The 14,635-nt window shown below is 28.5% G+C and carries 14 protein-coding genes; 10 read left to right on the top strand and 4 right to left on the bottom strand.

The annotated features are described in order from the left end of the window. Positions 1-19: 19 nt before the first annotated feature. The gene (locus LPB03_RS08305) at positions 20-1,333 is read right to left on the bottom strand and encodes a M16 family metallopeptidase (RefSeq protein ID WP_065317868.1); all 1,314 of its coding nucleotides are present in this window, start codon (positions 1,331-1,333) and stop codon (positions 20-22) included. A 266-nt stretch (positions 1,334-1,599) separates the two neighbouring features. On the opposite strand from LPB03_RS08305, the gene rplU reads away from it, so the two are divergent. The 9 genes from rplU (at position 1,600) to LPB03_RS08260 (ending at position 9,520) form a co-directional block, all read left to right on the top strand. Then, positions 1,600-2,241 (top strand): 50S ribosomal protein L21, encoded by a 642-nt coding sequence (rplU, locus tag LPB03_RS08300; RefSeq protein ID WP_065317867.1) that lies wholly within the window; start codon positions 1,600-1,602, stop codon positions 2,239-2,241. Positions 2,242-2,281: 40 nt separating this feature from the next. Then, positions 2,282-2,542, top strand: a complete 261-nt coding sequence (rpmA, locus tag LPB03_RS08295) for a 50S ribosomal protein L27 (protein ID WP_046489542.1) — start codon at positions 2,282-2,284, stop codon at positions 2,540-2,542. Positions 2,543-2,663: 121 nt separating this feature from the next. After that, a complete protein-coding gene (locus LPB03_RS08290; protein WP_065317866.1) occupies positions 2,664-4,595 on the top strand; it encodes a sensor histidine kinase in 1,932 nt (643 codons plus the stop codon). Positions 4,596-4,682: 87 nt separating this feature from the next. Continuing rightward, on the top strand, positions 4,683-5,405 hold the full coding sequence (locus LPB03_RS08285) for a LytR/AlgR family response regulator transcription factor (RefSeq protein WP_065317865.1): 723 nt from the start codon (positions 4,683-4,685) through the stop codon (positions 5,403-5,405). A 214-nt stretch (positions 5,406-5,619) separates the two neighbouring features. Beyond that, complete coding sequence (locus LPB03_RS08280) at positions 5,620-6,852, top strand: 3-deoxy-D-manno-octulosonic acid transferase (RefSeq protein WP_065317864.1); 1,233 nt, start codon at positions 5,620-5,622, stop codon at positions 6,850-6,852. 70 nt (positions 6,853-6,922) lie between these two features. Further along, positions 6,923-7,480 carry a YeeE/YedE family protein gene (locus LPB03_RS08275; protein WP_065317863.1) on the top strand — a complete coding sequence of 186 codons (558 nt, stop codon included), beginning with the start codon at positions 6,923-6,925 and terminating at the stop codon, positions 7,478-7,480. A gap of 57 nt (positions 7,481-7,537) precedes the next feature. Further along, a complete protein-coding gene (locus LPB03_RS08270; RefSeq protein ID WP_065317862.1) occupies positions 7,538-7,951 on the top strand; it encodes a YeeE/YedE thiosulfate transporter family protein in 414 nt (137 codons plus the stop codon). Positions 7,952-8,004: 53 nt separating this feature from the next. Then, a complete protein-coding gene (moaA, locus tag LPB03_RS08265; RefSeq protein ID WP_083186940.1) occupies positions 8,005-8,997 on the top strand; it encodes a GTP 3',8-cyclase MoaA in 993 nt (330 codons plus the stop codon). Positions 8,998-9,148: 151 nt separating this feature from the next. Next, complete coding sequence (locus LPB03_RS08260; protein ID WP_065317860.1) at positions 9,149-9,520, top strand: VOC family protein; 372 nt, start codon at positions 9,149-9,151, stop codon at positions 9,518-9,520. 22 nt (positions 9,521-9,542) lie between these two features. On the opposite strand, the gene LPB03_RS08255 is transcribed toward LPB03_RS08260, so the two are convergent. The 3 genes from LPB03_RS08255 to LPB03_RS08245 all read right to left on the bottom strand — a co-directional run bounded on the left by LPB03_RS08255 (position 9,543) and on the right by LPB03_RS08245 (position 12,375). Next, positions 9,543-10,181 carry an alpha/beta hydrolase gene (locus LPB03_RS08255; protein ID WP_083186937.1) on the bottom strand — a complete coding sequence of 213 codons (639 nt, stop codon included), beginning with the start codon at positions 10,179-10,181 and terminating at the stop codon, positions 9,543-9,545. A 7-nt stretch (positions 10,182-10,188) separates the two neighbouring features. Continuing rightward, on the bottom strand, positions 10,189-11,874 hold the full coding sequence (recJ, locus tag LPB03_RS08250) for a single-stranded-DNA-specific exonuclease RecJ (RefSeq protein ID WP_065317858.1): 1,686 nt from the start codon (positions 11,872-11,874) through the stop codon (positions 10,189-10,191). A 66-nt stretch (positions 11,875-11,940) separates the two neighbouring features. Then, on the bottom strand, positions 11,941-12,375 hold the full coding sequence (locus tag LPB03_RS08245) for an OsmC family protein (RefSeq protein ID WP_065317857.1): 435 nt from the start codon (positions 12,373-12,375) through the stop codon (positions 11,941-11,943). A gap of 82 nt (positions 12,376-12,457) precedes the next feature. Here LPB03_RS08245 and LPB03_RS08240 point away from each other — a divergent pair, with 82 nt between their 5' ends. Next, positions 12,458-14,635, top strand: a complete 2,178-nt coding sequence (locus tag LPB03_RS08240; protein WP_065317933.1) for an Ig-like domain-containing protein — start codon at positions 12,458-12,460, stop codon at positions 14,633-14,635.

Genomic DNA, 14,635 nt, shown 5'->3' with positions numbered 1-14,635 from the left:
TACACGATCTTTTTAGCTATTATTTTGCTTCTGGTAAATATTCTAAAGTTAATCTCTGATTAGGATTTAAATATTTTTTAGCAACGTCTCTAATTTCTTCTCTAGTAATTGATCTAAAAATATCAATTTCTGTATTAATTAAGTTTGTATCTCCATACAAAACATTAAAAGTAGCTAAAGAACTTGCAATACCTTCTACACTTGAGTTTGAGTTTACAAAATTGTTTTCAAATTGATTTTTTAACTTCTGAAAATCTTTTTCTGAAATTAAATCTGTTTGCATTTTTACAATTTCTTCATCAATTTCTGCAATAATATCTTCTAATTTAGTTTCACCTTGAGGTAAACCATATAAAATATACGTTCCATAATCTTCTTGACTTGCATTAATAGCACCAGCTTGTAATGCCATTTTTTTCTCGTCAACTAACTTCTTGTATAAAACAGAACTTCTTCCTGTACTTAAATAAGAAGAAATCATATCTAAAACTCTAGAGTCTCTAGTTTTCATAGATGGCGTTCTATAAGCAGCCATAATTGCTGGAATTTGAATATTTGGATCATAACCTTTAGCAGTCATTGCTTCAGTTATTGGGTCTTCTTGAGGAAAATCTTTTTCAACTTCTTCTCCTCTAGGAATTGGTCCAAAATAATCTTGAATCATTTTCTTTGCAGCAGGCACATCAATATCTCCAGCAACTACCAAAGTAGCATTATTTGGTACGTAGAATTTTTTGTTAAAAGCCAAAAACTCTTCTAAAGTAGCAGCATCTAAATCTGCCATTTTACCAATAGTAGTTCCTTTATAAGGATGTTTTTTAAAGATGTTTTCTTTCACATATTCTAAAAAACGAGAATAAGGTTGATTGTCTACACGTAACCTTTTCTCTTCCTTTACAACTTCGTTTTGCGTATCAACACCACCTTGTTTAATAATTGGGTGTAATAAACGTTCAGATTCCATCCAAAGTCCTAATTCTAATTTGTTTGATGGGAAAATTTCATAATAATACGTTCTATCATCTGTAGTATTGGCATTATTTCTACCTCCATTAGAAGATACAATTTTAAACCATTCACCTTTATCGATGTTTTCTGTTCCTTCAAATAACAAGTGTTCAAAAAAGTGAGCCATACCTGTTCTTCCTGGTTGTTCGTCTTTTGCGCCTACATGATACATTACAGAAGTTACAACAACTGGAGCAGAAGTGTCTTTGTGTAAAATAACGTGCATTCCATTACTTAAATCATACTCTTCAAACTCTACTTTTTGTGCATTTGTAGCAAATACAAATAACATTGCAGAAGCAAGAGATAAAATACTTTTCTTCATTGATTTTTTTTTAGTTAATAATTTACATTAGTAATTTGACGCAAAGTGTGTTTGATTGTTACAAAATAACTTCAAAAATGTCGTCAGCATCAAAAATAATAAAGCACATCTAAAAAAGAGAGAAATAGAGTGATTATTTTGAAATTTAGAAATAAAATATTTAATAAATAGTATTATTGCTAAATTATAAAAAATATGTATATTTGCATCCGCATTTTCAGTAAGTTAAATGCATTAATATCAATAAATACGCAAAACTAATTAGTATGTACGCAATCGTAGAGATAGCAGGGCAGCAGTTTAAAGTAGCAAAAGACCAAAAAGTTTACGTTCATCGTTTACAAGGAGAAGAAGGATCAAAAGTAACTTTTGATAACGTTCTTTTACTTGATGACGCAGGAAGTGTAACTTTAGGCGCCCCAGCTATAGAAGGAGCATCAGTAACCGCTCAAATTTTAAGTCATTTAAAAGGTGATAAAGTAATCGTCTTTAAAAAGAAAAGAAGAAAAGGTTACCAAAAGAAAAATGGACACAGACAGTATTTAAGTGAGATTCAAATTGAATCTATTGCTGGTTCTGGTTCTTTAAAAGCTGCCAAAAAAGAAGCTCCAAAAGCTAAAGCAAAAAAAGCGGCTCCAAAAAAATCATCTAAAGCAGATGATTTAAAGAAAATTGAAGGTGCAGGACCTAAAGCTGCTGAAGCTTTGGTAAATGCAGGTTTAGATACTTTTGCAAAAGTAGCTAAAACAGATGCTGCTAAATTAAGCGAAATCTTAACAGAGGCAAGCTCAAGATTATCTCATATTGTTACAGATACTTGGCCAAAACAAGCTGCTTTAGCTGCTGATGGTAAGTGGGATGAATTAAAAGAATTACAAGATAGATTAGATGGTGGTATTGAAAAATAACCAACTATAATTTAACTTTAACTTATAAAAACTCAAGAAAATGGCACATAAAAAAGGTGTAGGTAGTTCGAAGAATGGTAGAGAATCAGAATCGAAAAGACTTGGTGTAAAAATATTTGGAGGACAAGCTGCAATTGCAGGAAATATAATTGTTCGTCAAAGAGGAACTACACACAATCCAGGAGAAAACGTTTACATGGGTAAAGATCATACTTTACATGCAAAAGTTGATGGAGTTGTTGAATTCCGTAAGAAAAGAAATAATAGATCTTATGTTTCTATAACTCCTTTTGAAGTTTAGAAATTAAGTTTTTTAAAATTATTTTAAAACTCGCTTAAACATTTATTTGTTTAAGCGATTTTTTGTTTTTACTTTACAATAATATAAAATTTTTAATTTTAGACTCTAAATCAACCAAAAAATGAAGTTAACAGTAAAACTCTGTTTATTATTTTTTTCTCTTTGTACATTTTCACAGAAAGATTCAATATCAAAAGAAAATATTAAATCTAAAATTGAAATTTTTATTTTAGAAAATAAATTAGACTCTGTTACTTTTTATTTAAATAAAATAGAGAAAGATACAGATACTAATTTGTACAATAAACTAATTAATAGAGAGCAAGTTTCTTATGTCGATTTCTATAAATTTGTTTCTAATTTAGGGAATAAAAGTTCTATAAACTATGATAAAGTTTCTAATTTTATCAACAGTTATCTAGAAGAGCCTGAAGATTCAAAAAAAATAAATTTAGATTATGTAGAAATTAAATGGTCTCAGATAACTAAATTAAGAGATGAGGTTAGCTTAGATAAAGCTTCTGTAGAGCAAAAAAAAAATGAGAATTATATTAATAAATTTAATGCTTCTGATAAAGATGTATTAATCGCCAAAACAAAAATTACAACACATCCAATTGTAATGTATTTAATTAAAAAGGATGTAAAAAAAGGAAAAGAACTCTCTTTAAAAAGCCTAGAAAATGCAAGAAAACTAAATGATAAATATTTAGAAATAGCTTTTTTATATCATCTATCAGACTTTTTATTACTGGAAAGAAATCTAGAAGAATATATAAAGGTTAGTGAAGAAAGCTTAGAAATCGAAAAGGAATTACCAAAAAAGAGTGCTTACTATCATGCAGTTGTAGAGCATTTAATTGATGCTTATATCTTTAAAGGAGGTAATTATGAGAGAATATTTAATCTTATAGATATTTTAAATGCTGATGCTGATACAACATTATATACCTACACACTTTATATAAAATTAATTAATAGATCAGAAGATGATTTATCTATAAGAAATGAAATTTTCAAAAAATTTAAAGTTGAGGATATGCCTTCTTTAGTTGATGAATTTCAAAAATTGTCAAAAAATTTAAACACGAATGATTTAAATAAATTATACAAAGCAAGCTCAAAAATTTTAGAGAAAGAGGGGTTTTTTGAAAAAGCGATGGAGTATAAGACTAAAGAGGTAGAACTTACTAAGAAAATTTATTCGGAAGAGTTATCTAATTCTTTAGCAAACTTTAATATAGAACAAGCTGTAAAAGCTAAAGAAAAAGAAGTGGAATACGAAAAAGAGAAGAATAAGCTTTATGCAATTATTGCATTTTTGGCAATTATTTTTCTTGTTATTTCTTTATTTGTTATTCTAAAAATAAAGAAACAATCTAAAGAACTTTCTGAAAAAAATATAATTATTAATAATGCTTTAAATGAAAAAGAATTATTAATTAAAGAAGTACATCACAGGGTTAAAAATAATTTTCAAGTAATAACGAGCTTGTTAGAGTTTCAATCGGAAGAAATAGAAGATGAAAAAGCAATTAAATTATTTAATGATGGAAAAAACAGAGTAAAATCGATGGCTTTAATTCATCAAAAACTCTATAAAAATCAAGGAGATTTTATCGATTTTAAAGATTATATAATATCATTACTAAATGAAATTTCATTTGTTCATCAATCGGAAAAAGAAGTAGTTAAAGTAATTAAAGTAGAAAATATTTTCTTTGATGTTGAGACTGCAATACCCTTAGGTTTAATTATAAATGAAATAATTACCAATACCTGTAAATATGCTTTTAAAAATAGTAAAAATGAAATAAATAAAATTTCAATAGAAATTGAAAAGCAAAAAGATGCATCCTATAAATTAATAATTGAAGATAATGGTGTTGGTATACCAAAAGATTTTAATATTGAAACATCTAAAAGTATAGGTTTAAAATTAGTAAAAAGATTAATTAAACAACTTCATGGTAGTTTTGTACTTATAAGAAACCCTGGTACAAGATTTGAACTTACCTTTAAAGACTCAAGTATACGAAACCAAATAGAATAGTCCTTAGAACATAAAATAGTTATTAAAAACATTTATTAAACGTATTTTTTTTTGATAAATATTAATTTTACATAGTGAAAAACTAAAATGAAAAAAACAAAAATATTAGTAGTTGAAGATGAAATTCTTATTGCAGATAACATTTGTAAAACACTAAAAAATTTGGGTTATGAAACTTTAGAGCCTGCTATAAATTATACAGAAGCAATGCTTACCATAAAAAAAGAGCAACCTGATTTTGCGATTTTAGATATTAATTTGTCTGGAAAAAAAACAGGAATTCATATTGCACAGCAAATTAGAAGTTTATATAATTTCCCTTTTGTATTTTTAACCGCAAATTCAGATTTAGCTACTTTAAATTTGGCAAAAGAAGTTTTACCAAATGGATATTTAATAAAACCTTTTTCTAAAGAAGAATTATTTACATCTATAGAAATTGCTTTGCATAATTTTTCAAAAGAAAAAACGAAGGATAATCAAGAGGAAGTTGAACATAAAAATGCTCTTTTCATTAAAGATAAAGGCAATTACACTAAAATTATTTTTGATGATATTTTATATTTAAAAAGCGCACACGTTTATACAGAAATTTTTAAAACTAACAAGCAAAAACTAGTTATTAGAGGCAGTTTAAACGATATTCTTAGTAAGTTAAATAAAAATTTTGTGAGGATTCATAGAAGTTTTATTATCAACGTAAAACACCTAGAACAAATTACATCTAGTACCGTAAAAATTAAAGATGTATTATTACCAGTAGGTAAAAAATACAACAAAGATTTAGTAAATACGATTAATTTGCTTTAAAATATTAGTATTCAGAACATAATAAATAGGTTTTGGAACATTTTTTTAAGATAAAATGTTATTTTTAATTACTTTTATAATACTTATAGCAATACTTTAAACTTGAATGTTGGGGGACACTAAATTTTAACATTGTTATAATAAATAAAGTTACTTATAAAAGAGTAACTTTTTTTTGTGACTACTACTCGCTCATTTTCGTACTTTTACGGTTATGAATTTTTTGTATACTATATTCGTTTTTGTAGCAACATTTTTTTTAAAAATTGCAACAATCTTCAGTAAAAAAATAAAACTTTTTGTTGATGGTAGAAAAAAAACTTTTCATAAAATATCTTCATTAAAGAATGCTAAAACAATTTGGTTTCACGCAGCTTCTTTAGGTGAATTTGAGCAAGCAATTCCTATAATAGAAGAAATAAAAAAAAACTATAAAAGTTACAAAATCTTAGTTACTTTTTTTTCACCTTCAGGATATGAAATCAGAAAAAACTATGAACTAGCAGACGTTGTTTGTTATTTACCTTTAGATTCAAAAGCCAATGCTCAAAAATTTATAGAAATTGTAGATCCAAAAATGGCCATTTTTATTAAGTATGAATTTTGGCCAAATTTTTTAAACGAATTAAAAAAGAAGGAAATTCCAACAATTTTAATATCAGGAATTCTAAGAGAAAAACAGCTTTTCTTTAAATGGTATGGAGGTTTTATGAGAAAGTCTTTAGGAGCTTTTCATCACTTTTTTGTTCAGAATACTATTTCTAAAGAGTTGCTAAAATCAGTTAACTTTACAAATACAACAGTAGCAGGAGACACACGTTTTGACCGAGTTTCTAAAATATTAAATCAAGATAATTCTCTTGGATTTATTAGTGAATTTAAAAACAATCAATACACAATTGTTGCAGGCAGTACTTGGCAAGAAGATGAAGAGCTGTTGGTAAATTACATCAATAATAATGCTTCAGAAAATGAAAAATTTATAATTGCACCTCATAATATTAAAAGTGATGCTATCTTAGAATTGCAAAAATCAATTCATAAAAAAACAGTATTGTTTTCTGGTAAAATTGATGAAAATTTAAAAGAATATCAAGTTTTTATAATTGATACCATTGGTATTTTAACCAAAATTTACGCTGCTGCAGATGTTGCTTATGTTGGTGGAGGTTTAAAAACAGGTTTGCATAATATTTTAGAACCAGCAACATTTGGAATTCCTGTAATTATTGGTCATAAATTTAGTAAGTTTCAAGAAGCTGTAGATTTAGTTAAAATTGGGGGTTGTATTTCTATCAAAAATCAAGCAGAATTAAATGAAAATTTTATCACTTTAAAAAATGATGCAAATTATAGAAGTTTAACAGGAAACATCAACAAAAAATATATTGAAGACAATCTTGGAGCAACAAAATTAATTATGAACTATTTAAAAGATAAAATTTAAGCGAAGATCAGTTTTAAGAACTTTTATTTTTTATCAAAATTAAATTAAAAACTAATAAATTATACAAAATATGGATTTTATATTACAACCTTGGCCTTGGTTTGTTGGAGGCCCTCTAATAGCAATATCACTCTTATTATATTTTTATTTTGGACAAAATTTTGGAGCATCTACAAATTTTGAAACCATGTGTACCATTTTAGGTGCAGATAAATTTTCCGATTATTTTAACAAAGATTGGAAAGATCAAGCATATGCACTAATGTTTGTAGTAGGTTTAATTATTGGTGGTTTTATTGCAGCTTACTATTTAATTCCAAATCAATCTATAGACTTAAACCCAACAACAGTAGAGGAACTGAAAAATTTGGGGTTTAGCAATGTTGGCAATCAATATTTTCCTGATGAAATTTTTGGAGAAAGTGCATATTCATCACTTAAAGGATTTTTAATTTTAATCGTTTCTGGAATCTTAATTGGTTTTGGAACACGTTATGCAGGAGGTTGTACTTCTGGACATGCAATTACAGGTTTAAGTAGCTTACAATTACCATCTTTACTAGCGGTTATTGGCTTTTTTATTGGCGGAATTATTGCAACTTGGGTTATAATTCCTGTTTTATTTTAACAAAAAAATGTCAGGTTGAGCACAGTCGAAACCTAAAAGACGCAAAAATATATTCAAATGAAAAACATCAAATTTTTAATTCTCGGAATTTTCTTCGCAATTGTTTTGAGTAAAGTTCAAGCAATTTCTTGGTATCGTTTTTACGAAATGTTCAAATTTAAATCTTTCCACATGTTTGGTATTATTGGAGGCGCAGTTGTAATTTCTGCTATATTTATGCAGTTGTTTAAGTATGGCAAAATAAAAGATATTAATGGAAATAAAATTGTTCCAAAACCAAAGAAGAAAGGTTTTATTAATACTATTTTTGGAGGAACACTTTTTGGTTTAGGTTGGGGGATTTCTGGAGCATGTGCAGCACCTGTTTTTGTAATTCTTGGCTTTGAATTAATTCCTGCTTTAATTTTATTAGTTGGGGCACTTTTAGGAGCTTTCTTTTATGGATTGATTAGTAAAAAGTTGCCTAATTAAAGTGGTTTTCATCAGATATCAATCTGAAAAACAATATTAATTTTACAAATGAAATGAGCAAACTAACAGACAGTTTTGGTAGACAAATAGAATATGTACGCTTGGCAGTTACAGATCGTTGTAATTTGCGCTGCCAATATTGTATGCCTGCTCATGGAATTGATATTGTTCCCAGACAAGAATTATTGACCTTTAAAGAAATGTATCGTTTAATTCGTGTACTTACAGAATTGGGCGTAAACAAAGTACGTTTAACAGGAGGAGAACCTTTTGTTCGTAAAGATTTTGTTGGTTTTTTAGAAATGTTGTCTTATAACGATTTGTTAGATGCTATTAATATTACCACAAATGGTGCCTTAATTTCGCATCATATTGCTAAAATTGAGCAACTCAAAAAAGTGAAAAATATCAATTTGAGTATTGATAGTTTAAACAGAGAAAAGTTTGCAAAAATTACAAGAAGAGATGTATACCCAGAAGTTTATAAAACTTTTGAATTACTAGAAAAAAGTAGTTTAAATTTAAAACTAAATGTAGTTGTGCAATCTGGTTTTAATACAGATGAAATCGTCGATTTTGTAAGATTAACGAAAGATAAAAATGTTGCTGTACGTTTTATAGAAGAAATGCCTTTTAATGGAAAAGGACAACGTGAAATGAAAGAAAATTGGACGTTTAGAAAAATTTTAAACGAAATTAAAACAGAATTTGATGTTAAGGAAGTCCAATCAGAAAAATCATCAACATCAAGAAATTATGCAATTGATAATCATTTAGGAACTGTTGGTATTATTCCTGCATTTACAAGAACTATTTGTAATGATTGCAACAGAATTAGAATTACAAGTACAGGAACTTTTAAAAATTGTTTGTTTGATGATGGTGTTTTTAATCTTCGCGATTTTATAAGAAAAGGAGCTTCTAATGACGATTTAAAAGAACTCTTTTTAAGTTTGATAAAAGAAAAACCAGAAAACGGATTTATTGCAGAAGCAAATAGGAAAAGTGGAAGTGCATCTGAAAGTATGAGTACAATTGGTGGATAAAGCCATATTTTAAATTTCGATTACTTTTAATCTAATTTAGATAAAATACGCTCGGTGTTTGTTGTTGTTATTTTGATGTATAGATTTCTCTTAATTAATCAAATAAAAAATAATTCACTAACTTTAAAGAATCAACCAAAAAAGAGTAATGATGAAATTAGGAGCATTTTCTATTAGTTTAGCAGTAAAAGATATTCAAAAGTCAAAAGTATTTTATGAAAATTTGGGGTTCAAAGTTTTTGCAGGAGAAATAGAAAAAAATTATTTGATTCTTAAAAATGGAAATGCTTTAATTGGTATTTTTCAAGGAATGTTTGAAAATAATATTTTAACTTTTAATCCTGGTTGGGATGAAAGCTGCAATAATTTGAAGGATTTTGATGATGTTAGAAAAATTCAACAACACTTAAAAAGCGAAAATATACCCTTAACTTCAGAAGTTGATGAAACGAATTCTGGACCTGGAAGTCTAATGGTATTAGATCCAGATGGAAATATGATTTTGATTGATCAGCATGTGTAAGTTTTTAGTATTAACTTGGAGATTAGTTTAATAAGTTAATTTCTTTATTGATAATTTTACTTACTTCTTTTGCATTATCAATAATCATTAAATGACCACCACCTTTTATAAAAGCTATGTTTTCGTTAGGTTTTTGTGGAATTAATTTGTCTTTTGTTCCTGTTATTTTTAATACGTTTTCAACTCTTTGGTCGTTTTTCCAAGCGAATAATTCTTGAACAGCCCATTTTGTAAATTTTAAATCAGTATCATTTAAAATTTCGTTTAATAACGTTACTTTTTTTGTGCCAAATAAAATTTTGGCAATCCATCTTGGAGGATTTAATAGTTTTGCTGGGATTATTTTTACAATCTTAGTTTTTCCTAAAAATCTATAAATTAAAGGAATTTCTTTTCTTGTTTCTGCTGATGAAATTAATATTGTTAATTCGGGTTTTAGAAATTTGCTAATTTCGACAGCTATTAAACCACCAAAACTAACTCCTAAAACACAAAACTTTTCTGAAGTATCAATTATCGATGAAAATCGTTTAGCATACTCAGATATAGATTCTTTTTTTAAAGGATCAATCCAATCAATTGGAATAAATTCATGCTCCAAATTTAAAAATTGAAATACCCTTTTATCTGCACCAAGTCCGCTAATTCCGTATATTTTCAAAATTATTTTATTTCAAATCTTTTAATAACAATTGTATCGATTTAAAACCATTCCATTCATTTTCGTCCAAAGAATAGGCAATATCAAAATCATCTTGCACAAATTCCATTTTATCACCCAAATTAAAACCAATAGCATTGTAGGTTTTTTTATTATCACCTTGAAAAACATTTAGTTTTAAATGCGTTTGTTCCTTACCAACTTTTTTTCCATAACCATTATCTCTAACACAAGTAGATGTAAAAGTTGGTTTCATATTCATGGGACCAAAAGGTGCCATTTGTTGAATAATTCTAAAAAATTTAGGTGTAATTTCCGACAATTCAATTTCTGCATCAATGGCAATTTCTGGAGTTAACAATTTTTTGTCAATGGTTCTTTCTACAACTTCTTCGAACTTATTTTTAAAATTCTCGTAATTTTCTGGAGCTAAAGTTAAACCAGCTGCATATTTGTGGCCACCAAATTGTTCTATAAATTCCTCACATTCTAAAAGTGCATTATACACATCAAAACCTTTTACGGAACGTGCAGAAGCTGCTAATTTATCGCCACTTTTTGTGAAGACTAAGGTTGGTCTGTAATATTTTTCTATCAATCTAGAAGCTACAATTCCAATAACTCCTTTATGCCAATCTTCTTGAAAAACTACGGATGAAAATCGATTTTCCTCTTCATTATCAATAATTTGAATTAAAGCTTCCTCTGTAATTTTTTTATCTAAATCTTTCCTGTCAGCATTAAAAATTTCGATAGCTGCAGCAAATTCTATGGCAGCATCTAAATCCATTTCTGTTAGCAATTCCACAGCATAATTACCATGTTTCATTCTTCCAGCAGCATTAATTCTTGGTGCAATTATAAAAACGACATCAGTAATGGTGAGTTCTTTCTTTTTAATTTGATGAATAATTGCTTGAATTCCGTTTCTAGGTTTTTGGTTGATAACTTGCAAACCAAAATACGCTAAAACTCTATTTTCGCCATTCATAGGTACAATATCTGCAGCAATTGCAGTAGCTACCAAATCTAAATAAGGCACAAAATCTTTGATGGTTTGTTTTCTAGAAACTCCTAAAGCCTGAATCAATTTAAAACCAACCCCACAACCACAAAGTTCATCAAAAGGATAATTACAATCGTCTCTTTTGGCATTTAAAACAGCAACTGCTTTTGGAATTTCTTTGCCAGGTTTATGATGATCGCAAATAATAAAATCGATATTTTTTTCTTTGGCATACGTTACTTTATCGATTGCTTTTATACCACAATCTAATGCAATAATTAAAGAGAAATCATTATCGTGTGCAAAATCGATTCCCATATAAGAAACGCCATAACCTTCTGCATATCTATCAGGAATATAGGTTGCAATATTTGGGTGAATGGTTTTTAAATAAGAAGAAACCAAAGAAACAGCAGTAGTTCCATCCACATCATAATCACCAAAAACTAAAATATTTTCGTTGTTTAAAATGGCAGTTTCAATTCTTGCAACTGCAAGATCCATATCTTTCATTAAAAAAGGATCGTGAATATCGGCTAAACTAGGTCTAAAATACTTTTTTGCTTCCTCAAAAGATTCAATATTTCTTTGTAGGAGAATTTTAGCAATAGTGGCATCAACTTGTAAATCGAATGCTAATTTTGCTATTTTTTCTTTACTGGGTTCTGGTTTTAAAGTCCATCTCATAGGCTTGTGCTAAATTTATTTCAGCATCTTTTTTTTGAACTTATTTCAATATATTTTTATTGAATTCTATTCTTTTTCTAAATCATGCAAGTGAATTTCAATTTCCACTTCTGCAAACTGACGAAACATTTCCATAACTCCACAATATTTGGTTACAGATAAGTTTACTGCTTTTTGAATTTTTTCTGGCTGTAATTCAGCGTCCGAAAAATGATAATCAACTTTAACTTTATTATAAAATTTTGGATGTTCATCTGTTAGCTCTGCAGTAACTTCAATATGAAAATCGGCAACTTCTGCACGCATTTTTTCTAATAAAGAAACTACATCTAATCCAGAACAACCAGCTAAAGACGATAGCATTAAAGCTTTTGGCGCAAAACCAACAACATCTCCATTATCTTGAGATTTATCAAACATTGTTAATTTGGATCCACTTGGATTGTCAGTTTCAAATTGCGATTTTTGCATCCATTTTGTGGTAACTATATTTTTAACCATAATTTATATTTTTTTTAAAATTGAAGTGTTAAATTGTGCTTTCATACAAAAATAAGCAAACCTAAAGGAGTTGATGTTAAAAATGATAAATTCTATAAATTTTAAGAGTAAAATACTTTTTTATGTTTTGGTAATGATAAGTTCGTTTTTATTTTCAGAAACGATTGATGATGCACCAGTAATTACTGCTCAAGGAAGACAAGCTTTCTGTATAGGAAATCCAATAAATGTTGTAACCGATTTTACAATTACAGATTCAGATGATACTGGTATAGAGTCCTTTTTTATCCAAATTTCAAACGGTTATCAAATTAATTTTGATCAATTAGAGCTCACAGGAAATCATCCTAATATTATAACTAATTGGGATGTAAATGAAGGTAAATTAAGTTTTACAGCTGCAAATGGAGCTTCAGAAATGTTATTATCAGATTTAGAAAATGCAGTAAAAGAAGTTATTTTTAGAACAACTGCAACAGCTATTGTTCCAGAAAAAGGATTTTCTTTTACTATTGATGATGCAAATTATTTACCTTCTACAGATCATTTTTATGAATATGTTGCAGATGAAGGGATTACATGGACTGATGCCAAAACAGCTGCAGAAATTAGAACTTATTATGGAAGGCAAGGTTATTTAGCAACTTTAACGTCTCAAATTGAAGCAGATTTTGCTGGTAAACAAGCTGCTGGATCAGGTTGGATTGGTGGAAGTGATGAGGAAACTGAAGGTGTATGGAAATGGGTTACAGGTCCAGAAGCTGGAACCGTTTTTTGGAATGGTTTAGCGAATGGAAGTAGTCCTAATTTTGCATTTTGGAATAGTGGAGAACCAAATCAAGATGGTAATGAAGATTACGCTCATATTACTGACACAAGGGTTGCAAGAGATGGTAGAATAGGATCTTGGAATGATTTACCAAACGAAGGAGGGACTGTTGAAGAATATGAAGCTAAAGGATATATTGTAGAATATGGAGCTCCTGGAGATGTGCCTTTAAGTATTGTAGCAAGTACAACTATTTATATTCCAACTATTGAATCTACAACAAATGGCACCATCTGCGAGTCTGGTTTTACAACTATTTCTGCAACATCATCTGATGGAGATGTTCTTTGGTTTGATGCTCAAACAGGAGGTACACAAGTTGCCACAGGAAATGATTTTACGACACCAACTCTAACAACAAATACAACCTATTTTGCAACAGTTTCAGTAGATGGTTGCACAACTTTAGGAAGAACTCCAGTAACTGTAATTGTAAATCCAAAACCTACAATCATAAATACAACAAACGATTTAATTTGCTCTGGAAATGCAACTTTAAGTGCAGAGGCTTCTGCAGGTATTGTAAATTGGTTCGAAACAGCAACAAGTACAACTCCAATTTTTACAGGTAATGATTTTACAACTCCAAATTTGGTGGCAACTACGAGTTATTTTGTTGAAGCCAATAATTCTGATTGTGAATCTATTGATAGAACAGAAGTTATTGCAGTTGTAGACAATACAGTTCCTGATTTTGATTTACTACAAAACGTTTTTATTTTATGTGAGGATCTTGGTTTTGTAACTTTAGAAACTATAAATGCACAAGATAATTATAGCTATGTTTGGAAAAATGAAGGTACTATTATTGCTGGAAATTTAGAAACAATAACGGTTACATCTTCAGGGTTTTATTCAGTTTTGGCAATTTCTGAAGCGGGTTGTGAATCTTTAGAACAAACAATTGTAGTTAGAAAATCTGAAAAAGCAACCATTACAAAAGATGATGTAATTATTACTGATGATTCTGATAACAATTCCATACAAGTTGCTAACCCAAATTTAGGAAATGGAGATTATGAATATGCTATTGATGATGAATTTGGTATTTATAAAAATGAAGTTTTTTTCCAAAATTTATCAACAGGAATGCACACTTTATATGTAAGAGATAAAGGTGGTTGTGGAACAGGATCTTTTGCGTTTTCCATATTAGGATATCCAAAATTCTTTACACCAAATGAAGATGGAGTTAATGATTTTTGGAAAATTTCAGGATTTGATAGAGTATTTTATCCAACATCAGAAATTTTTATTTTTAATAGGTTTGGAAATTTAATTTTTAAATTTGATGAAAATAGCCAAGGTTGGAATGGCGATTATCAAGGGAAAAAATCACCTTCAAATAGTTATTGGTTTAGAGCAATTTTAACAGATATAAACGGATTTTCAATTGAAAAAATAGGAAATTTCAGTTTAATAAGAAAATAA

The organism is Polaribacter vadi, from assembly GCF_001761365.1.
Lineage (GTDB): Bacteria > Bacteroidota > Bacteroidia > Flavobacteriales > Flavobacteriaceae > Polaribacter > Polaribacter vadi.
Note: the sequence above shows the minus strand (reverse complement) of the source record. Positions and strands in the feature narration are given on the sequence as shown.